At 57.9% G+C, this 20,912-nt stretch carries 18 protein-coding genes; 8 read left to right on the top strand and 10 right to left on the bottom strand.

The genetic code is table 11. The features are described 5' to 3' along the window. Window positions 1-39 precede the first annotated feature (39 nt). Window positions 40-915, bottom strand: a complete 876-nt coding sequence (locus SADFL11_RS13445) for a TIGR01459 family HAD-type hydrolase (protein WP_008191123.1) — start codon at window positions 913-915, stop codon at window positions 40-42. Window positions 916-1,027: 112 nt separating this feature from the next. On the opposite strand from SADFL11_RS13445, the gene mutL reads away from it, so the two are divergent. Both mutL and SADFL11_RS13435 read left to right on the top strand, forming a co-directional pair. Then, the gene (gene mutL / locus SADFL11_RS13440; protein ID WP_008193512.1) at window positions 1,028-2,923 is read left to right on the top strand and encodes a DNA mismatch repair endonuclease MutL; all 1,896 of its coding nucleotides are present in this window, start codon (window positions 1,028-1,030) and stop codon (window positions 2,921-2,923) included. Between the two features lie 56 nt (window positions 2,924-2,979). Beyond that, a complete protein-coding gene (locus SADFL11_RS13435) occupies window positions 2,980-3,864 on the top strand; it encodes an alpha/beta hydrolase (protein ID WP_008188558.1) in 885 nt (294 codons plus the stop codon). A gap of 90 nt (window positions 3,865-3,954) precedes the next feature. On the opposite strand, the gene SADFL11_RS13430 is transcribed toward SADFL11_RS13435, so the two are convergent. Both SADFL11_RS13430 and SADFL11_RS13425 read right to left on the bottom strand, forming a co-directional pair. Further along, window positions 3,955-5,118 (bottom strand): porin, encoded by a 1,164-nt coding sequence (locus SADFL11_RS13430; protein WP_008189546.1) that lies wholly within the window; start codon window positions 5,116-5,118, stop codon window positions 3,955-3,957. A 130-nt stretch (window positions 5,119-5,248) separates the two neighbouring features. Beyond that, the gene (locus tag SADFL11_RS13425) at window positions 5,249-5,716 is read right to left on the bottom strand and encodes a nucleoside deaminase (RefSeq protein WP_008192940.1); all 468 of its coding nucleotides are present in this window, start codon (window positions 5,714-5,716) and stop codon (window positions 5,249-5,251) included. Between the two features lie 160 nt (window positions 5,717-5,876). On the opposite strand from SADFL11_RS13425, the gene SADFL11_RS13420 reads away from it, so the two are divergent. Together SADFL11_RS13420 and rsmD are read left to right on the top strand one after the other, a co-directional pair. Further along, a complete protein-coding gene (locus SADFL11_RS13420; RefSeq protein ID WP_008193286.1) occupies window positions 5,877-7,373 on the top strand; it encodes a pseudouridine synthase in 1,497 nt (498 codons plus the stop codon). Next, on the top strand, window positions 7,370-7,930 hold the full coding sequence (gene rsmD, locus SADFL11_RS13415) for a 16S rRNA (guanine(966)-N(2))-methyltransferase RsmD (protein WP_040451548.1): 561 nt from the start codon (window positions 7,370-7,372) through the stop codon (window positions 7,928-7,930). Before SADFL11_RS13420 ends, rsmD begins: the two co-directional genes overlap by 4 nt. 12 nt (window positions 7,931-7,942) lie before the next feature. Here the strand turns inward: rsmD and SADFL11_RS13410 are convergent, their stop codons facing one another. From SADFL11_RS13410 to purD, 6 genes are all read right to left on the bottom strand, one after another. Further along, window positions 7,943-8,704, bottom strand: a complete 762-nt coding sequence (locus tag SADFL11_RS13410; RefSeq protein ID WP_209002592.1) for an MBL fold metallo-hydrolase — start codon at window positions 8,702-8,704, stop codon at window positions 7,943-7,945. Between the two features lie 291 nt (window positions 8,705-8,995). Then, window positions 8,996-9,337 (bottom strand): hypothetical protein, encoded by a 342-nt coding sequence (locus SADFL11_RS13405; RefSeq protein ID WP_008194832.1) that lies wholly within the window; start codon window positions 9,335-9,337, stop codon window positions 8,996-8,998. 110 nt (window positions 9,338-9,447) lie between these two features. Then, window positions 9,448-10,302 (bottom strand): patatin-like phospholipase family protein, encoded by an 855-nt coding sequence (locus tag SADFL11_RS13400; RefSeq protein ID WP_008193073.1) that lies wholly within the window; start codon window positions 10,300-10,302, stop codon window positions 9,448-9,450. Window positions 10,303-10,423: 121 nt separating this feature from the next. Continuing rightward, window positions 10,424-13,537: a putative bifunctional diguanylate cyclase/phosphodiesterase gene (locus SADFL11_RS13395; protein ID WP_008194473.1), complete on the bottom strand. Its 3,114-nt coding sequence runs from the start codon at window positions 13,535-13,537 to the stop codon at window positions 10,424-10,426. Window positions 13,538-13,815: 278 nt separating this feature from the next. Then, window positions 13,816-14,733 carry an alpha/beta fold hydrolase gene (locus SADFL11_RS13390; RefSeq protein WP_008196278.1) on the bottom strand — a complete coding sequence of 306 codons (918 nt, stop codon included), beginning with the start codon at window positions 14,731-14,733 and terminating at the stop codon, window positions 13,816-13,818. Between the two features lie 78 nt (window positions 14,734-14,811). Further along, window positions 14,812-16,083: a phosphoribosylamine--glycine ligase gene (purD, locus tag SADFL11_RS13385; RefSeq protein WP_008192811.1), complete on the bottom strand. Its 1,272-nt coding sequence runs from the start codon at window positions 16,081-16,083 to the stop codon at window positions 14,812-14,814. A gap of 165 nt (window positions 16,084-16,248) precedes the next feature. On the opposite strand from purD, the gene SADFL11_RS13380 reads away from it, so the two are divergent. Then, entirely contained in the window at window positions 16,249-16,710 is a 462-nt protein-coding gene (locus SADFL11_RS13380; RefSeq protein ID WP_008193757.1) for a GNAT family N-acetyltransferase, read from the top strand. A 192-nt stretch (window positions 16,711-16,902) separates the two neighbouring features. Further along, window positions 16,903-17,853, top strand: a complete 951-nt coding sequence (gene ubiA, locus SADFL11_RS13375) for a 4-hydroxybenzoate octaprenyltransferase (RefSeq protein ID WP_040452892.1) — start codon at window positions 16,903-16,905, stop codon at window positions 17,851-17,853. Between the two features lie 22 nt (window positions 17,854-17,875). Here the strand turns inward: ubiA and SADFL11_RS13370 are convergent, their stop codons facing one another. Next, window positions 17,876-18,466, bottom strand: coding sequence for a DUF6101 family protein (locus SADFL11_RS13370; protein WP_008191310.1), 591 nt, complete (start codon window positions 18,464-18,466; stop codon window positions 17,876-17,878). A 308-nt stretch (window positions 18,467-18,774) separates the two neighbouring features. Between SADFL11_RS13370 and SADFL11_RS13365 the strand changes: the two genes are divergently transcribed. Both SADFL11_RS13365 and SADFL11_RS13360 read left to right on the top strand, forming a co-directional pair. Beyond that, complete coding sequence (locus SADFL11_RS13365) at window positions 18,775-20,118, top strand: TldD/PmbA family protein (RefSeq protein ID WP_008194038.1); 1,344 nt, start codon at window positions 18,775-18,777, stop codon at window positions 20,116-20,118. Then, window positions 20,105-20,905, top strand: coding sequence for a 3'(2'),5'-bisphosphate nucleotidase CysQ (locus SADFL11_RS13360; protein WP_040451553.1), 801 nt, complete (start codon window positions 20,105-20,107; stop codon window positions 20,903-20,905). The genes SADFL11_RS13365 and SADFL11_RS13360 overlap by 14 nt, the downstream gene beginning before the upstream one ends. Window positions 20,906-20,912 lie beyond the last annotated feature (7 nt).

Genomic DNA, 20,912 nt, shown 5'->3' with positions numbered 1-20,912 from the left:
TACCGCAACAAGTTTCCGAATTCCGCCCTGTTTAGCCCCTCACCATGATAGCCGCGGGATGGCGGCGCGGGCGCGGAGGCCTTCTTCGATCAGACGCTTGCGGATCAGGTGCTCTTCCGGGGCTTCGCTCGGTCCAAAATCTGAAGCATGAATACCGGCGGTGATGAACAGAACGTCGATGTCCTGGGACACCGCGCCGCGAATGTCGGTCGGCAGGCCATCGCCGATCGCCAGAACATCTTCCTTTGCGATTGTTGTCCCGGCGTGCTCGGCCAAGCGCCGCAGACCTGCCTCATAGATCGGCGCGTGCGGTTTGCCGAGAATGGCAACTTCGCCGCCGAGGTCTTCGTAGAGGCGGGCTAGCGCCCCGGCGCACCAGACCAAGCGGTCGCCCCGCTCCACAACGATGTCTGGGTTGGCGCAGATCATCAAAAGGTTGCGCCCCGCCAGTTTCTCCAGGCGCTCCCGGTAATCGTCCGGTGTTTCCGTCTCATCATCCCGGAACCCCGTACAGCTGATCGCGTCTGCATCCTCGTCAACGCTGGTGAAGGTCGCTTCCAGATTGTGATAGAGCGGCTGGTCGCGGTCCGGTCCGATGTGCAGCAGCGTCTTGGAACCTTGCGCTTCCAGGACTTCGCGGGTGACATCGCCTGAGCTGACGATGCTGTCGTAAGCCTCTTCCGGCACACCCATGTTCGTCAGCATTTCGGCGACATATTTTGCTGGCCGCGGGGCATTCGTTATCAGAACCACATGGCCGCCGGTTTCTTCCCGGAAGCGCCGCAATGCGATATGTGCCTCCTCGAATGCTGACACGCCGTTGTGCAGCACGCCCCAGACATCGCACAAGATGCCCTTGTACTGCGGGGCAAGGGCATGGAGCCCGTCAACAAGAAGCGGTGCAGAAACGGTCATGGCGGCTCACTCGGATGAGAAATTATCTGATAGGATTGCACGGAATCGAAGTAAATCCGGCGCGGACCATATCCGAAGCGCGCGTCAAACGGAACCAATCAAAGGGCAATTCATGCAGGTCAGGCAACTTGGCGAACAGGTGATCAACCAGATTGCCGCCGGCGAGGTCATTGAACGGCCTGCCAGCGTGATCAAGGAGCTGGTTGAAAACGCCGTTGATGCCGGGGCGTCGCAAATCGACATCGTTACCGCTGCGGGCGGCAAAACGCTGATGCGGGTCGCTGATGACGGGGCCGGCATGAGGCAGGACGATCTGAAACTGGCCATCCGCCGTCACTGCACCTCCAAGATTTCCGATGATGACCTGTTTGATATCCGCACGCTCGGGTTCCGGGGGGAGGCGTTGCCGTCGATTGGCTCCGTGGCCCGTCTCGTCATTCAGACCCGCCACGGCGAAGAAGACCACGCCTGGGCGATCGCCGTGGAAGGCGGCAAGGAACAGCCGATTGTGCCTGCCGCCCGCTCAAAAGGCACCCAGGTTGAAGTCCGTGATCTGTTCTTCGCAACACCGGCCCGTCTGAAATTCTTGAAGTCCGACCGCGCGGAAGCAGCCGCTATTACCGAGATCGTCAAGCGGATCGCGCTTGCCTATCCGCATATCGGGTTTTCACTGTCCGGTGCCGACCGCCAGCCGCAGTCCTGGCCGGCAGCGCGCGGAGACGAGCCGCATCTGGCCCGGATCGCGCAGATTTTGGGGCCCGATTTCGTCGACAACGCCATGGAGATTGATGCGGCGCGGGAAGGGGTCCGGCTCACCGGGTATGCTGGTTTGCCCACTCATCACAGGGGCAATGCCCAGCATCAATTCTTTTTCGTCAATGGCCGACCTGTGAAGGACAAGCTTCTGCTGTCTGGACTGCGGGGGGCTTATGCAGATGTTCTCGCGCGCGACCGTCATCCGGTGGTGGTTCTCTTCATTGATCTGGATCCGGCACTGGTGGACGTGAACGTCCATCCGGCCAAATCCGATGTGCGCTTTCGCGATGCGCAGTTGGTCCGCGGCCTGCTTGTCGGGGCGATCAAACATGCGCTGGTCCAAGCGGGGCACCGGTCGTCGACGTCCAACGCAGCCGTCGCCTTGGATGCGCTTCGAAAACAATCTCCACAGCCGGGATGGCCATCCGGTGCCACTGCTCCCGCTTACGGTTCTGCAGCGAGCGTATCGGCAAGTGCGCACGGGTTCGGTGCAACGGCAACAGCGGAGCGCTGGGCGCCGGAGGCTTTTCAGCCATTGGAGACGGCACCAAATCCTGTGCCGGGATTTGCTGAAGACCGGGTTTCAGAGGTCCAGAACGGCTTTTCTGCTTTGGCCACACCCTCAGCCGATGCGCGGGCGCATGATGTTCCGCTGGCCTCAGAGAAAACCGAGCTACCACTTGGCGCCGCGCGGGCACAGGTGCACGAGACTTACATCATCGCGCAAACAGAAGATGGCGTTGTTATCGTCGATCAGCATGCAGCGCACGAACGGCTTGTTTATGAGCGCCTGAAGGAGGCCTTGGCCAAAAAAGACGTTGCCCGGCAGATCCTTTTAATCCCGGAGGTTGTCGACCTGCCGGAAGAAGATGCCGCCCGGCTGGCGGACCGCGCGGAGGATCTGGAAAAGGTCGGCCTGTCGCTGGAGGCTTTTGGGCCGGGTGCCATTGCGGTTCGTGAAACGCCAGCCATCCTTGGTGATATGGACATTCAGGGCATGGTGCGCACGCTCGCCGATGAACTGGCCGAATGGGAGACCGCCGACAGTCTCCGGGAGAAACTTGACCACGTTGCCGCCACGATGGCCTGCCATGGCTCGGTCCGGGCCGGACGCCGCATGCGGCCGGAAGAAATGGATGCCCTCTTGCGCGATATGGAAGCAACACCACTTTCTGGGCAGTGCAACCATGGGCGCCCGACCTGGGTTGAACTGAAACTCAGCGATATCGAAAAGCTTTTCGGCCGCAAGTAACAGCCAATGGGAAATCCGTCCCGTACGGCGAGATCGGCAGCCGTACGGAGACTGGAATGACCGCAGAAGACAGCAACAACAGCACACCACCTGCGCAGGACGGCACGGGCACCGTGCGCAGGGTTGGCAGGACCGTCAGAAAGGTCTTGGTCGCTGGTGCGATCGCCTACGGCATTGTAGCCGGCTACATGTACCTCAATCAGCGGAATTTCGTTTTTGTCCCGACGGGTGAGCTTGAGACGCCCGGCGCAAAGGGGCTTGAGACGGTCACCGTGGAAACGGTCTCAATGCAAGACGGCACCAACGTGACCATCTGGACGTCTGAAGGGCGTGAAAACACGCCGATCGTTCTTTATTTCCACGGCAACTCCAGCAATTTGTCGACGCGTCACAAGCGCTTTGCGCAGGTTCTGGACAGTGGCTTCGGGCTCTATGCGCCGAGTTATCGCGGCTATCCGGGAAGTGAAGGCACCCCGTCCGAGGCAGCATTCATTCAGGATGCGCTAGAGCATTTTGACAGGGCTTCGGCAACTGGCAGACCGGTTATCTTGCACGGTGAGAGCTTGGGGACAGGTGTTGCCACTGCCGTCGCTGAACAGCGCCCGGATGCCGGATTGCTCGTCCTGGAAGCGCCCTATACAGCTTTGGTCGACATTGCATCCGAGCAATATCCCTGGTTGCCGGTGTCCGTGCTCATGAAGGATCCAATGCCGACGCGGGAGCGGATCCGGAACGTTCAAAGCCCGATCCTGATCGTGCACGGAACGGAGGACCGGGTGATCCCGGTGGCGCACGGAGAACGCTTGTACGAGCTGGCGCCCGAACCGAAGACACTCAAGATCGTTGAAGGCGTCAGCCACAGCGGGCTTTGGGGCAACGGTCTTTGGGAAGCCGTTCAAGACGCCTATTGCACCTCGAAGGCCGAGATGCGCGCTTGTTGAGACTGGGCGAAAACCAATGCCGAACATTGAACCAGGAATACCCGTGCGCGTCACGGACTGCGCGGTACTGCTCAAGGTATCCCGCGAGCCTTAAAACGTCCTCTGAACCCGCAATGTAGTGTAGATTTCATCGGTATCGGAAAGCCCCGAAGCTCTATCGAAATCGACGTTCCGGTATTGCATTTCAGCGCCGATATCCACACCGGAAATTGGCGACCAGACAACGTTTCCGGTCACTGTCCATTGATTGAAATCGTAGCTGTCCAATGCGGCATCGACAGTGTGGTAACCACCTTCCAGATTGGCAGTGACCGTGTCGGTTACGGCGTGACGCCAGCCTCCGGCAATGTTCCATGTCTTTGTTGTCTTGGTGGACCCGCCAACATTGATGGCGTCGGTGATCCGGCCGTTCCAACTGTCGAGTGGGAAACGGCTTGCGCCGTCAGAATAGCCCACTTGGAGAACAACTTTGTCCCGGCCACCGAGGAAAGGAACCTTGATCTCCGCGCCGGCACCGACAGCCCAGCCCAGAGCAGATTCTGACGCAGTGTCGACGGAATAGACTTGATGTAGCGCGCCCATAATTTGCGCGGATCCCCAGGCCTGATCGATCCGGATGTTGGCGACAGCGTCTGGGATCTTAAAGCCGCCATATCCGTTGGCGTTCGGAGAAATCAGTTCCACCCGCCGGGAAACCGGACTTTCGATTGAAAGGCTGGCGGACACTCCGTTGCCGAATGCACGGGTATAGGCAGCTACGTTCGATTTGGTATCGGAGTACGAGGTGACCCGCGCGCCGAATGAGTAGCCCGTCCAGAAGTCCCAAAACGATTGAGCCCGGCCAAAGGTGAACCCACCGAATTGGATGAAGCTGTACTCCAGCTCCAAAGAATTGGAGCTGCTGTCGTTGTCGTTTGTTACGTAGACGGAGTTGTAGGTGCGCAGCAGCCCGTACTCCGTCGCGGTGCGCGAGTCCAGATAGCTGTAGCCGCGAGCCCGGAACGTTGTTCCTGTCGCCGCCTTGTCTGACCAATTGTTCGGTCCGCTGCCATAATTGTTCAGCCGGTATTCGATACGAACTCGGCCTCCGACACGCAGGCAGGTTTCTGTGCCCGGCAGGTAAAAGAACCTGTTGCCGTAGGCATCACAAATCCGCAGGTAGTCTATCGGTTCCGGTGCGATTGGAAGATCGGCAGAAAATGCGGGGCCGGGGAGCAAAATTATGCTCGCTCCAATGATGGCAGATCTGATCATGACACGATGTCTCGACAGTTTAACGGTTCGCGAGCCATCACAATAGCGGGTCTTGCATGACAGTTTTCAGCGTACTCTCGGCGTTAGTAAATTCAACTGTGCTTCGTTGCAATTGAGCAACAGAGTATGGTCAGCGTCGGCCTTGAAAAAATGCTTTCAGGAGAGCTGCCGATTGGCGTTCTCCTATACCGGCATATGTCTCAGGGGCATGATGACAAATCGGTTGGTGAAAGAATCTGGTTCCATGGTCGACCGCGCCGCCCTTTTCGTCTCCGGCGCCATAATAGAGCCGGCGGATCCGGGCAAAGGAAATGGCGCCGGCGCACATCGCGCAGGGTTCTAGCGTGACATAGAGATCGCACTTCGGAAGCCGTTGTGATTGGAGGGCTGCACAGGCCGCACGGATCACCAGCACTTCTGCATGCGCAGTCGGATCGTTCAGTTCCAGGGTCCGGTTGCCGTCCCGGGCCACGATCTCTCCGTTGCGCACCAGAACGGCACCCACGGGGACTTCACCACGCTCCGCGGCTGCTGCAGCTTCCTCCAGGGCGAGATCCATGAAGGTTTTTTCGGCGGAGTTGCTGTCTTGAGATGTCATGCCGTCTTTTCCATATCCGCCGTTTTAAGGCGGTAAGGCGTATCCGTCAGCTGCAAAAGCAGGAGAATTTGGGGTCCGGATGCCGTCTTCGGGCACGATTACACGAAAATGGTGAAAACAAGCGATTCCCGAACGCGTTCTGCTCTGCTATGACGCGCCTATGACGACAAAGAAATTCCCTCCGAAACGGTCTGGCCCGGACAACGGCCGGAACCGACCCAAACGCGCAGCAGACAACCGCGGTCCGCGCAAGCCAGCGCCGCGCAAATCCGCTTCCAAAGCCGACGAGGCGGGCGATGCTCCGCGCGTGACCATTCCTGACACTGCCAGCGGCGAACGCATCGCCAAGGTCATGGCCCGTGCCGGCTTGTGCTCCCGCCGGGAGGCTGAGACCTGGGTCATGGACGGCCGGGTCGAGGTTAATGGCAAGGTACTGACCACGCCAGCAGTCACCGTCACCAGCAACGACAAGGTTCTGGTGGACGGCGAACCTCTGCCGATGCGCGAACGGACACGGCTGTGGCTCTACCACAAGCCGCGCGGTCTGGTGACGACCAACAAGGATCCGGAAGGCCGGCCAACCGTGTTCGACCGGCTGCCGGATGATCTTCCGCGGGTTTTGACCGTTGGGCGTCTCGACATCAATACCGAAGGCCTGTTACTGCTGACCAATGATGGCGGTCTTGCCCGGGTCTTGGAACTGCCGGCAACCGGTTGGCTGCGCCGCTACCGCGTGCGCGCCTTTGGCAAGATTACACAGGCCGAACTTGATACCTTGAACGACGGTGTGGCAATTGACGGCGTACTCTATGGCGCGATCGAGGCGACACTGGACAAGGAGCAGGGCGGCAATGTCTGGATGACGGTTGGTCTGCGAGAGGGCAAGAACCGCGAAGTCAAACGCGTTCTTGAACATCTGGGGATGTCGGTCAACCGGCTGATCCGTCTTTCCTATGGTCCATTCCAGCTCATGGATTTGGCCGAAGGCGACGTGCGCGAAATTCGCGGGCGTGTTCTTCGCGACCAGCTTGGCGATGCGTTGGCGGAAGAGGCTGGCGCCGACTTCGATGCGCCCATCTTTCATATGCCCAAGCAGGAAGAAGAGAAGAAACGACCGGGTCCGCGTGGCGGTAGCCGGGATAGCTCCTCAGAAAAAGGCCAGGGCAAATGGCTGACGGCCCGTGAAGGCAAGTCGGCGACGGATCGAAAGAAAGCCGCACGGAGCGACGACGGTGGCCCAAAACAGGGCAAGCGGAGAAACGAAGGGCCGCGCCGGGAGAAAGTCTCACCGCGGTCAAAGTTCCGCATGACGTCCGAACCCCGGTTCCGCAAGGATTACAACGAGGAGCGTCCGTCCCCGCCGCAACGCCGGATTTGGGGAGATGAAGGCCTCGTTGAGGACAAACAGCAGGAGCGCCGCACAAACCGCGACAAAGGCGACCGGAAGGGCGGACCTCGCGAAGATCGTCCGTTCCGCGGCGACCGGCCAGAGCGCGGTAACCGCTCAGATCAAGGCGGACGGTCAGAAGGGCGGGATCGCGCAAGCCGTGGTGAACGCCCGGATCGGGGGGATCGGTCAGGTCGCAGTGGCCGTCCAGACCGTGGCGGCCGTCCAGATCGCGGTGGCCGACCGCCGCGCCGCGGAGACCGTTCGTGAGAATAGTTGCCGGACGTTTCAAGGGCGCTGCATTGGCAGCGCCCAAGTCAAATGCCACACGGCCGACCAGCGATCGATTGCGCGAAACCGTCTTCAACATACTTGCGCATGGGCTGGAGTTCGAGATTGATGGATGCCGGGTGCTGGATCTTTTTGCCGGCACCGGAGCGCTCGGTTTTGAGGCGATCAGCCGAGGTGCGCGGCACTGCACCTTTATCGAAGAAGCCGCCGAGCCACGCGGTGTCATCCGCAGGAACATGGAAAGCCTCGGGCTCAATGGCGCTGCAAAGATTTTCCGGCGGGATGCGACAAAGCTCGGCGAGCCAGGAACGATCGAACCCTTCGATCTGGTGTTCGCCGACCCGCCTTATGACAAGGGGCTGGGAGAAAAGGCGCTCGGTTCTGCCGCAACTGGCGGATGGCTGAAACCGAGCGCCATCTGCATTCTGGAAGAGCGGGGCTCCGCGGACGTTGATGCTCCGGAGGGGTTCACTGAGCTCGACCGGCGCAAGGCCGGTGACAGTCAGGTACTGTTCCTGCGGTTTGATCAGGGGTAAGCGTGCCCTGGCCTACGCCCCTCCGGGCATCATGATGTAGACCGTTTTTTCCGCAGGCAGGGTGCTACGGCTCACGGTCACACTTGAAGTCTCTGCACGGACGATCCTGTAGCCCTGTTCCGTTGCCCGGCCCATGAACGCCGGAAGGGCCCCGGCAAAATGAAAATGCATCGGGATGATCATCGATGGACTGATGGCAGCCAGCACGTCCATGAGGCTGTCGAGCCTAAGTGTCGATGAGTTGTCAATGGCGGCGAACACGACATCAATCTGCCCGAGGCGCAGTAAATCGTTTTCTGTAAGCCGGTGATGTAAATGTCCCAAATGTGCGATGCACAAATCCGCAGCTTCAAAGATAAAGATTGAATTGCCGAGCCTGCGGCTCTCTCCATCCCAGCCACGGATGTTGGTTTGAATGTTTCGAACGCGAACATCGCCAACAAAGATATCGTGATCCATCGGGCCGCCGTTCCGGTTCCAGCCATAGAGCAGATGTTCGATATTCGGGTCCGGGTTCAAGGAGTAGTGGGTGCCATGGGCCCCGTTCATTGTGGCGATTGTCGGCGGAAGAAATGGACGGTAGATGTCGTTGTAGTCGGTTGCGATGCGGATCCCTTGGGGGGTTTCCAGCTCGAAGGTGGAATGCCCGATGTAGCGGATGCTGACTTGATCTGGCTCCAGATTGGCGTTCCACACCCGGACTTCGCCCGGCCGCAACGGCTTGTACGGGGCATCAGCGACGACTTGGCAGATCGCCAGAGCAGGGCCAGCCAACAGGATTGCCGAAAAAAAGGTGAATAGAACCACAGCGATGCCATCGAGGCCCTGGCGAAACCTGCTTGCTTGTCGGATGCAACGGATGGATTGCCACATGCTGAACGATCCCCACTCGCGAGTGTCATCCAAACAATACTAGGCTTTCAGGCAAGACCGGCAAGGAAATATGGGTGATCGTGATGAATTTGATCGGTTGGACATTCATTTGCCCAAAGAAAAGGCAACCGGCCTTTTGGACGGTTGCCAGGTGGGGGCGGGTGGGAGGAAGGACCTGCCCCGGGAACTCAATCAAACGATATGAAGGCTGACCGGCGGTCTCGTGCCGCGGGGACGTGTCTTCAGATCGTCGGTCGCCGCACCGGCGGCTTTGGATTGCAGATAGATCATTTCGCCGGCGGTTCCGGCCTCGCGCACGAGGTCGGATTGTTCGCATTGGGCGGCAAGTTGAAGGCCCAGGCTGCGCAAATGGGCGCGCCGGTAGCAGTAAACTGCCATTGCAGCGCGTTGTGCGGCTGGCCATTGGCCAGTGATCTCAGCCGTCGCGTTCAGGGCAGAATCCAGAAGTTTCTTCAGGATGTCATCCGTGACGGGGCATGTCTCTAAATCAGCTGATCCCTTTGCCATCGGCATTGCTCTACTCCTCGGTTCATAGAGAAGGATCGCGAAATTCAGTTAATTGAGTCTTAAGTATCCACAGTCGGTAAATTAAGCGAGGGAAATTGCTTGAATAGTATTAGAGATTATTTGATGGAATCGCTCGTTGTATTTAGCAGTTCTGTCAGTCTGGCCCGTGTCACACCACGTAAGGTTTCGGACTTTTCCAGAATTGCTCCTGCTTTCAGAAAATCGAGAACGCGGGTGTTGTCGTGCTGCGGGCGGATCAGGATATCCGGTTGATCCAGCTTGAGTTTTTGCGCCGTTATCGTCTGCATCAAGATTTGCGAAGACCCGAAAATCGAGTCCAGCATGCTGATGTCAGCCGGATTTGAGCGCGGAACCGGGGCGCCGACAACATCGACCGCGACCACAAAATCGCACTCTTCCCGCAAACCGTCGAAGGGCAACGGATTTACAACACCCCCGTCGATTAGAAATCTTCCCTGATGCCGGACTGGGCGGAAAACGGCCGGGATGGAAATGGAGGCGGCAATTGCCGGTAAAAGCGGCCCCGTTTCGAAATCCACCTCGGTGCAGCCGAAATAATCGGTTGCCAAGATTCGTAATGGGACATCGAGATCTTCAAACCGGGGTGGCAAGTGCTCTGCGACAAAGGCCTCCAGCACACCGACGGGGTCGAATTGGACCGGCCCGGCACGGAAGAGATCCCGGATGCGTTTTGGTCCAAGTTTCCAGAAGCGCGAGAGGACTTTGTTGCTGTCGGCAAACAAGTCCAGCGCGATCGCGCGCAGATCCTCACCGCTGTGCCCGGCAGCATAGCCTGCCCCAAAGATCGCACCGATAGATGTTCCGGCGATTTTGTGGGGTCTGATCCCCAAATCGTCAAACGCCTCAAGAACGGGAATGTGGGCAAGGCCCCTTGCTCCTCCGCCGCCTAGGGCAAGGCCGATTTTGGGATGCGACGCATTTTGAAGCATGTGGCCCAATGCCTCGGTTGGTTATTCGGCGGGTGTCGGGGACGTATTGTCGCCGAACGGCCCTTTTGCCACTCGTTGCCTGATCATAACGTCAGTAGTGTGACGGTGTGAGGGGCAGGTCCTAAAATACGAAATAGAGGTCTTCAGCGGTTTCCGACATCCAGTTGGTGGCGTCTTCGAACCGCAATGGCCGGGCAATGAGGAAGCCTTGCACAGCAAAATCGCCCATCATGCGCAAGCGGTCGTATTGCTCTTCTGTCTCCACACCCTCGCAAACAACCGAAATATTGAGCGAACGGGCCAGATGGATCAGCTGGTTGATGAGGATTTCCTTGCGGTCGTCCTCAAGCATCTGCTGGGTAAACGAACGGTCGATCTTGAGGCCGTTGATCGGAAGATCGACCACATGGGTGAGCGACGCATACCCTGTGCCGAAATCATCCAGCTCGACATGCACGCCCATTTCATAAAGGTCTTTGAGCGTCGATAGGTGACCTGATTTGTGGTCGTCCAGGAACACCGACTCCAAGACTTCGGCTGTAATCCGTTCTGGTGCCAGATCATGCCGTTCCATCGCGGTTTTGAATTGCTCGAACAGCATGCCGGAGGACAGGTGCGCCGGAGAAACGTTTACCGAGATCCGGCCGAAATCCAGCCCTGCATCCTGCCAGGATTTGGCTGCCGCGAACGCCTTGTCGAGAACGATTTCTCCAAGAACAGCGGCAAAACCCGTCTTTTCAACGACGGGCAGGAATTCCCCTGGAGAGACGACGCCGCGTTCCGGATGCTGCCAGCGGACAAGCGCTTCGACCCCGACGACCTTGTGGGTGCGCATGTTGACCTGCGGTTGGAAAACAAGAAAGAACTCGTCGCGCTGAGCCGCCATGTGAAGCTCACGTTCAAGCTCTGTTTCCTTGTCGCTGACAGACTGCAAATCTGATGAGTAGAACGTGAACCGGTCCTTGCCGCTGTGTTTGGACCGGTAAAGTGCAAGGTCCGCATTCACCAGAAGTGTTTCGAAGTTCGTGCCATGGTCCGGACATAGGGCAATCCCCATGCTGACGGTCGGCCAGAAGGTTGTACCGTTGAACTCCATCGGGGCACGCATCAGCCGGCGCGCGCGCTCACACAATTCGTTCGGGTCGGAGTCCGAGGAATTCGCCAGAATAACAAACTCATCGCCGCCCCAACGGTAGGGTGTCCCGAGCCCACGGCTGACTTCGCGCAGGCGGCGTCCTGTTTCCGCAAGGCAGTAGTCACCGGCCAGGTGCCCCAGTGTGTCATTGACACGTTTGAAATTGTCCATGTCCACATGGATGAGAAACGCGGGTTTTTCGGTTTTGGCGAACCGCTTTCCGGCATCGCGCTGACAACCAGCGCGGTTAGAGAGTTTCGTCAGCGGATCAAAATAGGCAAGGCGCTCCGCACGTTCCTTTGCGTCCCGGGTTTCAGATTCCCTTTGGACCCGGTCAGAAATGTCATTCGCCATGGCGACGATGCGATTGCGGCCCTGGTCGCGCACCATCTGGATTTGGAAGTCGACCGGATAATCCGTTCCATCCTTCCGGCGCTGTTGGGCTTCGCCTGTGATATTGGCCTCTGTACCCTCGGCCAATGGAACGAGTTTTTCGGCAATAGTGGAGCGGCTGAACTCCTGATTGATGTCCCAGAGTGTCAGATTTTGCAGCTCGGTCAGCGTGTAGTCGAGGTTCGTGATCGCGCAGGCGTTTGCGTATTCTACCTTGTAGGTATCCGCGTTGAGGACATAGATCTCGTTGAGCGACGTCTCAAGGATCTTTGCCATAAGCCTGTTCTGGCGTTCTGTGTTGGATCGTTCCGTTATGTCGTGGACAGTTCCGATACCCCGAACGCTTCGGCCATTTTCACCTTTGAATACACGCCCCTTGGTGTGGATCCGTGCAAGCGAGCCATCAGCTCTCAAGATCGAATGCTCCAGATCAAAAGGCTGGCATTGTGCGAGAGCATGATGAACGACTGACTTGACCCGGGGCAAATCAGTTGCAGGCACGCGTTCGATCAATTGCTCGAGCAGATTGCCAGACGCTGTCGTGGGCGAAATCCCGGTAATCCGGAAAAACTCTTCCGAGGCAGAGATCTCTTTCGTGCTGACATCGCACTCCCAGCTGCCGATTGAGGCAATCGCTTGAGCCTCAAGAAGCTGGGCACGGCTGCGTTCAAGTTCCTTGGTGTTCGAACTGACTGCTTCTTCCAGGCTGGACCATGTGCGGCCAATTCTGCGTTGAAGCCGGGCCAGGAGGCGCTGCATGAGAACCCAGGCGAGGATGGCGAAGCCGAGGCTGACAAGCAGCACGACGAGAGTGGTCTTGAAAAACGCTGTGGCTGCAGTCGTGACGTCCCGCTGCAGCATGATTTTCGAGCCCGGCGCAGCATTCGCCAATGGAAGAGACAAGCTCTCGGTCATGAGAATAGTGTCATCTTCCTTGAACAGCAAAGGAACAGCGGCAGATGCTGCTTGTGCGTTCTGCGCGTTGGAACGGGCGGTGGACGCAGCGGTTACCGGCCCGCCGGTTTTGAGGATTTTGCCGTTTATGGCAGCACTCAAATGCATCATATGGGTTTCGATACTGGAACTTAAATCCAGATAGCCGAGCAGCCGGCCCTCATGCACCAAAGGTTCTGTGCTGCGAACCACAATGGTTCCGGCTTGATCATATTCTAGGCTGTTGGCGACACGCGGCGAAACTACATGATTGTCGTCTCCGGTCATCTCTGACGAGATCTTCAATGCGGCTGCCGGAGGACCCTTTCGGTACAGAACCGAATGGTCAAGTCCATAAACTGCCAACCGGTAAGGCCCCTCGTTGCCGTTGAAGGTTTCAAACGCACGCTCAGCATAAAGCGCAACAGATGCGGGATCATTCTTGACCATCGCCGAAGTCAGATTGTAATCGGACGTCAAACGGTCTGCGAGCGTTGCAAGAGCCTGGGCATTTCGCTGCTGTTCCTGGTGGACCAGCTTTTTGGAAGCTGATTGCACTCGATCAAAAGGCATCTGCAGTCGGGCGACTTCAGTGACGATGTTCTGGAGCGTAAGAATGCAAACGATGAGCGCTAGAAAACCAATAAAAACAGCTTTAAGCGGGCGTTCAATCCGAGCGCCATCGTCGCTCCATTGAGCGGCGATATGATCCAACCGGGATTCCACAGTATCGAGAAAATGATATCCGGACCGTTTCACTTCGGTGTCCCGCATACTCCGCTCAACCACGCCAAACCTTCAACCGTTGCGTACGGTTGCCCCTCCGCACCTTGTCAGGCAGTATCCTAGAATTCTGGCAGCCAAGATGGCGCCGATCAGATAGGAATAGTCCCTGCCATAATTATCGATAGCGGGTATTCGTTAAATTGCGTTGAATAAGAGTGTTAAGAAAATTAAGGACTTTCACTGAAAAGCGCTGCATTTTAACAGCTTAACACCATGCGCATTCAAGCTCAGCAGGTTTGGCTGAAGTTGGAGGTCGATTTTTTTTACTATGGTATTTTCTGCAATGAAAAGAATTCGAGTATCTCCTGCGTGATTTCTCTTGGTGACTCTTCCGGCAGGAAATGTCCGCCCTTAATCGCCTTACCTTTGGCGTGAGGACACCACGTCTGCCAGATTGACAGCGGGTCTTCGATACTGGCCGCAATTCCCTGTTCGCCCCACAGCGCAAGAAACGGTGGGTTGATGGTTCTATTTGCCCGCCGATCCTCCGCGTCATGATCATAGTCGATATGCGCCCCGGCCCGGTAGTCCTCGCAGCTCGCCGCTATGCGCACCGGATCGCTAAACCAAGCGCGCGTGTGCTGAAGCGCGCCCTCAGAGAAAGGCGACAGGTCCTTTGCCGCACTCCAGCTTGCGAGCTTGTGCTCCAGAAACGGGATTGGGTCGGCGGCAATCATGTTTTCAGGAAAGGGCGCCGGTTGGGCCAAAAACGCCCAATGATAGATCTTCAGTGCAAAGGTGCGGTCAAGATGGTTCCAGTAGTCAAATGTTGGCAGGATATCGAGAACCGCAGCGCTAGAAATTCGATCGGGCATGTCCAGCGCCATGCGGTAAACCACACGCCCGCCCCGATCATGTCCAACCGCCCCAAACTGTTCATGGCCAAGATGAGACATGACCTCGACCATGGTCTGCGCCATGGTTCGTTTGGAGTAGGCGGCATGATCGGCACTCAACGGAGGGATCACGGACTGACCGTATCCTGGAAGATCCGGCATCACGAGAGTGAAAGACTTGGCAAGGCCCGCAGCGATCTTGTGCCAAATCACATGTGATTGAGGATAGCCATGCACCAGCAAGAGCGCCGGACCGGTGCCGCCTGTCCGGCAGAAAATCGGTCCTTGCGCAGTTTCGACGAAATGGCTTTCGAAACCTGGAAACAGGTCTGGCAGTGTCTTGACCAAAGAATCCTCCCAACAATAGTCGCTGGGCAGAACCTAATAATCTGAGACGTTTATGGCTATCAATCTCTTGGCCTAATTTCAGGTTTCACGCGCGACTGCCCGCCAGCCGATGTCGGACCGGCAAAAACCTTCTGGCCAATCGATTTTTGACACGGCCTTGTAGGCAGCTGCCTGTGCGTCTTTCACCGATGTGCCGAGCGCCGTTATGTTCAGAACGCGGCCGCCATTTGCAAGGATTTTGTCGCCGTCGGACTTTGTTCCTGCGTGAAAGACTTCAGCCTCATCAGATGATATGACATTCAAGCCTTTGATCTCCGTACCCTTTTTATAAACACCCGGATATCCCTTGGCAGCCATGACAACCGTTAATGCAACATCATCGTGCCAGTCGGCGTGGGATTGATCGAGTGTACCGTCCGCGCTGGCGATCATCAGTTCCAGAAGATCGCTTTTCAGGCGCATCATCAGCACTTGGCACTCCGGGTCGCCAAAGCGCGTGTTGTATTCGATCAGTTTGGGGCCGTCCGATGTGATCATCAGGCCGGCGTAGAGAACGCCCTTGAACGGCGTGCCACGCTTGGACAACGTTGCGATTGTCGGCTCAACGATGGAACGCATCACATCCGCAACGAGGTCATCTGTAAGAACTGGAGCCGGGGAATAGGCGCCCATGCCGCCTGTGTTCGGGCCTTCATCGCCGTCATAGGCCCGCTTGTGATCCTGTGCTGTTGCTAGCGGCAGCGCGTTGATGCCGTCAGACAGGACAAAGAAGCTCGCTTCTTCGCCTTCCAGGAACTCTTCGATCACGACTTCTGAGCCCGCCGCACCGAACGTGCCATCAAAACAATCCGTTACGGCAGCTTCCGCATCCGCAAGTGTCATGGCGACCACGACGCCTTTGCCGGCAGCCAGGCCGTCCGCCTTGATGACGATGGGCGCACCTTTTGTGCGCACGTAATTCAGGGCATCCGCAGCGTTGTCGAACCGGCCATATCCTGCAGTCGGGATGTTAGCTTCGTCGCAAACAGCCTTTGTAAAGGCCTTGGATCCTTCAAGCTGGGCGGCGGCTTTGCTTGGACCGAAGGCCTTGATGCCCGCCGCGTCCAGATCATCGACCAGTCCTGCAACAAGGGGAGCTTCTGGGCCGACGACGACAAACTCGATCTGCTTGTCACGGCAAAAGGTGATCACGGCTGCATGGTCTGAAACGTCCAGATCGGAGAGCTCTGCATGTGCGGCAATGCCGGCATTCCCGGGAGCGGCATAAAGCTTTGTAAGCTTCGGTGATTTCGCCAAGGCCCAGGCAAGGGAGTGCTCACGGCCACCGGATCCGATCAGGAGTACTTTCATGAAATGCCAATCTCACATGCATCAACAAGAAGGGGAGCGGATGTTGGGGCCAGCAGGGCCGCTTCCGCAAGTTAGGCGCGGTCTACCATGCTGGCGCCGGTGCCGCAATTGGGCCGGACGTGTGCCGCTGCCCGACAAGATCACCATAAGCTTAAAGGAGAGGACATGAGCCGCACTTGGCAGGTCGTATTGGGGTCTCCGGTCAACCGGCGGGATGTACTGGGCATTGTCCGCAAATGCCGGGAAGAGACGGGCCGGACTTTCAACAAGCATTATGAGAGTGCCATCAGCTGGTTTCTTGTCGATGCATCGGCCGGCCGGATCTACCTGATTGATGTGCGCGGTGTACCCGCGGGATTTGCCAGCGTGTCGTTTCAGCAATCCGTTTCGTGGGGAGGCCGGCTGGCGGTGCTGGAGGAGCTGCAGTTGCTGAAGGCTTATGAAGGGCAGGGGCTTGCCCAGCGGGTTCTCAGGGCAATCATTGGCGACCTGGAAAATTTCGGTCCGGACGTGGTGGTCGCCTATGTAAGAGAAGACGATCCGCTGGCAGCGGTATACGAGATCGAAGGGTTCTCCCGGACTGCTCTCATTCGTTATTCTGATCAGGAAAGTGAAGAAACCGGCTGAGGGTCGCTCCGAAATGGTCTTATGGGACGGACTGCGTCAGTTATGCCTCTCGCGAATGGATCTCCGGAGCTTTACTGTGTGAATTGCGGCCTGGGGGTGATTTTCGTTTGCGCAGCCGGTAAAGCTGCGGGAAATCAACCGCGGGCTCGGCGCAATATTGTTACGCGCGAAACGTCAATCAGGGACCACACCATGTTCTTTTCCACCCGGGATACCGGCCCGGTCGCAGATGCGGTCAAGAAGCATTGGGTCGACACCCGCCTGCCTGCGGGTTTGCGCCCTTACGCCCGTTTGGCCCGCTGGGAGAGACCTATAGGGTGGTGGCTGCTGCTTTGGCCTTGCTGGTGGTCCGCAGCGCTTGCCGCGATCGCGGCGGGCAACAGCTGGCCGAATCCCTGGCATATGCTTTTGTTCCTGATCGGTGCCATTGCAATGCGTGGTGCTGGATGCACCTACAATGACATTGTGGACGTTGATATCGATGCTCAGGTAGAGCGGACGCGCTCCCGGCCGATCCCTGCCGGGCAGGTGAGCAAACGTCAGGCAAAAATTTTTCTTGTGGTCCAGGCGCTGGTCGGTCTGCTGGTCCTGCTGCAATTCAACAGCTTCTCGATTGCGCTCGGTATCGCGTCGCTGATCCCGGTCGCGATTTATCCGTTTATGAAACGGATAACCAACTGGCCACAGCTGTTTCTGGGGTTCGCATTTTCCTGGGGCGCGTTGATGGGATGGGCCGCTGTTTTTGGAGATCTGTCGCTGGCGCCAATCCTGCTCTACATCGGCGGGATATGCTGGACCATCGGTTATGACACGATCTATGCCCATCAGGACAAGGAAGATGACGCCCTAGTTGGTGTAAAGTCTACAGCCCGTTTGTTCGGCGATCGTACCCGGCTTGCGCTGATCGTGCTCTACGCTTTGGCGTCCATACTTTTTGCCCTTGCTGCAGCCTTGGCCGATGCCGGACCGGCAGCTTTCCTTGGGATTCTTCTGGGCGCGATCCATCTTGGCTGGCAGATCGTCATCATCGATATTGATGACGGGGATCAGTGTCTCCAGCTGTTCCGCTCGAACAAGATCTACGGCTGGGTCCTGTTTATCGGCTTCGCAGCAGATGCAATGATTTCAGGGATATTCGCGTAACAGGAAATCGAGAAGCGCGGGGTTAGTCCCGCGCGATGATCTCGCGTTCGTGCGCGTAACTCGAAGACACTTTGCCAAGTGATCCTGTTTGCCGCCGGTTCAGAAAGCGCGGGCGGCGGCCAGTCAGGAGGCGCAGTTTCCGGCGAGGCGCCGGGGCAGCAGCCGGGTTGGCCTGAAAAGCTTCAATCGGTTTGACGGCACCACCGAGATCACACACCAGCATGGGCAAGGACAAGACTTGCGCCCAGCGGCTCCAATGCGTTGCCAACTCGTCAGACGAATGAGTTTCCACGAGTGTGATCGAAAGCGCGCTGTCGGGATGTTTCAGGATCAAACTGGCCAGGATCTCTCCCGGCGTGTTGCCTGGAACAATGCGCACCATCACGCCGTCAAATCCGTGCATCGGCACAACAATTGTGACCGGCAGACCACCAACACGGCGCTTGATGATTGCTTTTTCGCGATCAAGAAAGATATCGGCCGGAAGGGAGGTTGTTCCGGGCCGGGCTTCCAGGCGTTGCTGGAACTGGACTGGGAGGCAACCGGGATGCAGCACCTGTTCGGTGCCGATCCCGGCCGCTTGTGTCATCTGGTTTTCTGTTTGACGCTTCACTATGACTTCTCCACCGGGCCTTTTGGCCTCTTGATGAAGTCACTCTACACACCGAGAGTCGTGATCTGCTTAAGAGATACGGTTAAAAAACTGTGATTTTAAAGAGGGTTACTGGAGTGTAACGAGCCCGCTAACACTCTGTTGAGCATAACGGCTTGGCAACAGCAACGTGCAGCCCCAATTTCCATTCACATCGGTTTTCGTTCCACCGCAGGCCGATAGTTATCCTCCAACGGTTGCGGCTCTTTCCTGCGGAGCGTAAACAACAGCCCAACATCAGGCGGTATGCCAACACTAAGGCGGTATGAATGTCCGAATTGATTGATCAAACTGAACTCCAGTCCCGTGCCGAACGTCTGGTTGCCGCGGCCCGCAATGCAGGCGCAGATGCCTGCGACGCAATCGCTGTTACCGGTGTTTCTCTGGGCGTTGAGGTCCGGGACGGCAAGGTCGAGGAGACCGAACGGGCCGAGGGGGATGACGTTACCCTGCGCGTTTTCGTCGGAAAACGCAGTGCAGCTGTGTCGGCAAATCAGTTGGACAATCCGTCAGATCTTGCGGAACGCGCTGTCGCCATGGCCAAGGTGGCGCCGGAGGACCCGTTTGCGGGCCTCGCCGATCCGGATATGCTGGTCAAGCAGCTGCCGGAACTGGAGCTGTTGGACAGCAAACAATTGTCCGCGGATGAGCTCACCAACATAGCGCTCGAAGCAGAAGCTGCCGGCCTCAGCGTGGAGGGTATCAGCAAATCCGGTGGTGCATCGGCATCCTGGCGCCTTGCCGGTGTCGTGATGGCCACCAGCCATGGATTTCAGGGGGCTTATCTTTCGTCTCGTTTCGGTATGTCCATGACGGCGGTTGCCGGTGATGGCACAGCGATGGAGCGGGACTACGATTTTGACAGCCGGACATTCTTTGAAGATCTCGACGCGCCAGCGGATATTGGCCGCCGTGCCGGGGAGCGGGCTGTTCGCCGGTTGAACCCCGACAAGATTTCCACGCGCACCACGAATGTCATTTATGAAGCGCGGGCCGCCCGCAGCATCCTCGGACATCTGGTCGGCGCGATAAACGGCGCGTCAGTGGCCCGGAAGACCAGCTTCCTGATGGATCACATGGGAGAGGCGGTTTTGGCGCCGGGCCTGACGGTTGTTGACGACCCGTTCAAGCGCCGCGGCGCGGCAACCCGCCCGTTCGACGGTGAGGGAACCGAGGCCAGCGTTCTGAACATGGTTGAAGACGGCGTCTTGCAACACTGGTATTTGGATGGAGCCTCGGCAAGAGAGCTCGGGTTGACCCCGAACGGCCGCGCCCGGCGTGCAGGCAGTGGCACGTCTCCGGGCTCCACGAATGTAACGTTGATGCGGGGAGAAAAGTCTCTGGAAGAGCTGATGGCGGACGCGGGCGACGGTCTTCTTGTGACGGATCTGATCGGCCACGGCGTGAACGGCCTCACTGGAGATTATTCACGCGGAGCTGCCGGTTTCTGGTTCGAAAACGGCAAGATAGTTAGACCCGTCAGCGAAATCACGATCGCAGGCAATTTGAAGGACATGTTCAAGCGTATGGTGCCCGGCAGCGATCTGGACAACCGCTATGCAGCTGCGGCCCCTTCAATCCTGATTGAAGGAATGGCCCTTGCCGGGAATTGATGCTGCCGCGTTTGAAGCCGACCTGAAGCTTTTGGAAGATGCAGCGCTGGAGGCCGGTGAGCTGGCGCTGACCTTTTTCGGCCGCGACCCGGAAACCTGGTTCAAGGGCAACAAGTCTCCGGTCTCGGAGGCTGACATCGCCGTCGACCGTTTTCTCGGCGAAACCTTGCGCGCAGCCCGGCCGGACTACGGCTGGCTGTCAGAAGAAACCGCTGACGATCCGATCCGGCTGCAGCATGACCGCGTGTTCATCGTGGATCCGATTGATGGAACCCGCGCTTTCCTGGCGGGCGGTGACGAGTGGACTGTGTCCGTCGCAGTTGTCGACAAGGGGCGGCCTGTCGCAGGCGCGGTCTATTGCCCTAGACGGAAGGAAATGTTTCTGGCGGCCAAAGGCGGTGGGGCGTCCTTGAACAAGGATGAGATCACGGTCTCAGACAGAACCGAAACGGCTGGCGCCCTGTTAACGGGCCCCTATTCGATTGCCGCCAACAAAGACATTCAAGCGGCCGGTTTTGAGGCAACGGATGTGTTGCGGTCTCTGGCCTACCGGCTCGCCATGGTGGCCTGTGGCCGGGCGGATGTCGGGGCCGCGCGCGGTGGTCCAAGTGATTGGGATCTTGCAGCCGCCGATCTTTTGGTGCAGGAAGCGGGCGGAACTCTGACCGATCTGTCGGGTGAGCAACTGATTTACAACCGCGCGAAAACGCGCCATCCCGCACTTGTTGCAGCCCCTGTGCAACTCAGCGGGCCGGTTCGTAACGTTCTGGGAAAGCTGATTGCTTAAAGCCTCG

This window comes from Roseibium alexandrii DFL-11 (genome assembly GCF_000158095.2).
Classification (GTDB): domain Bacteria; phylum Pseudomonadota; class Alphaproteobacteria; order Rhizobiales; family Stappiaceae; genus Roseibium; species Roseibium alexandrii.
The sequence above is the reverse complement of the archived record's forward strand: the minus strand, read 5'-3'. Positions and strand labels throughout refer to the sequence as shown.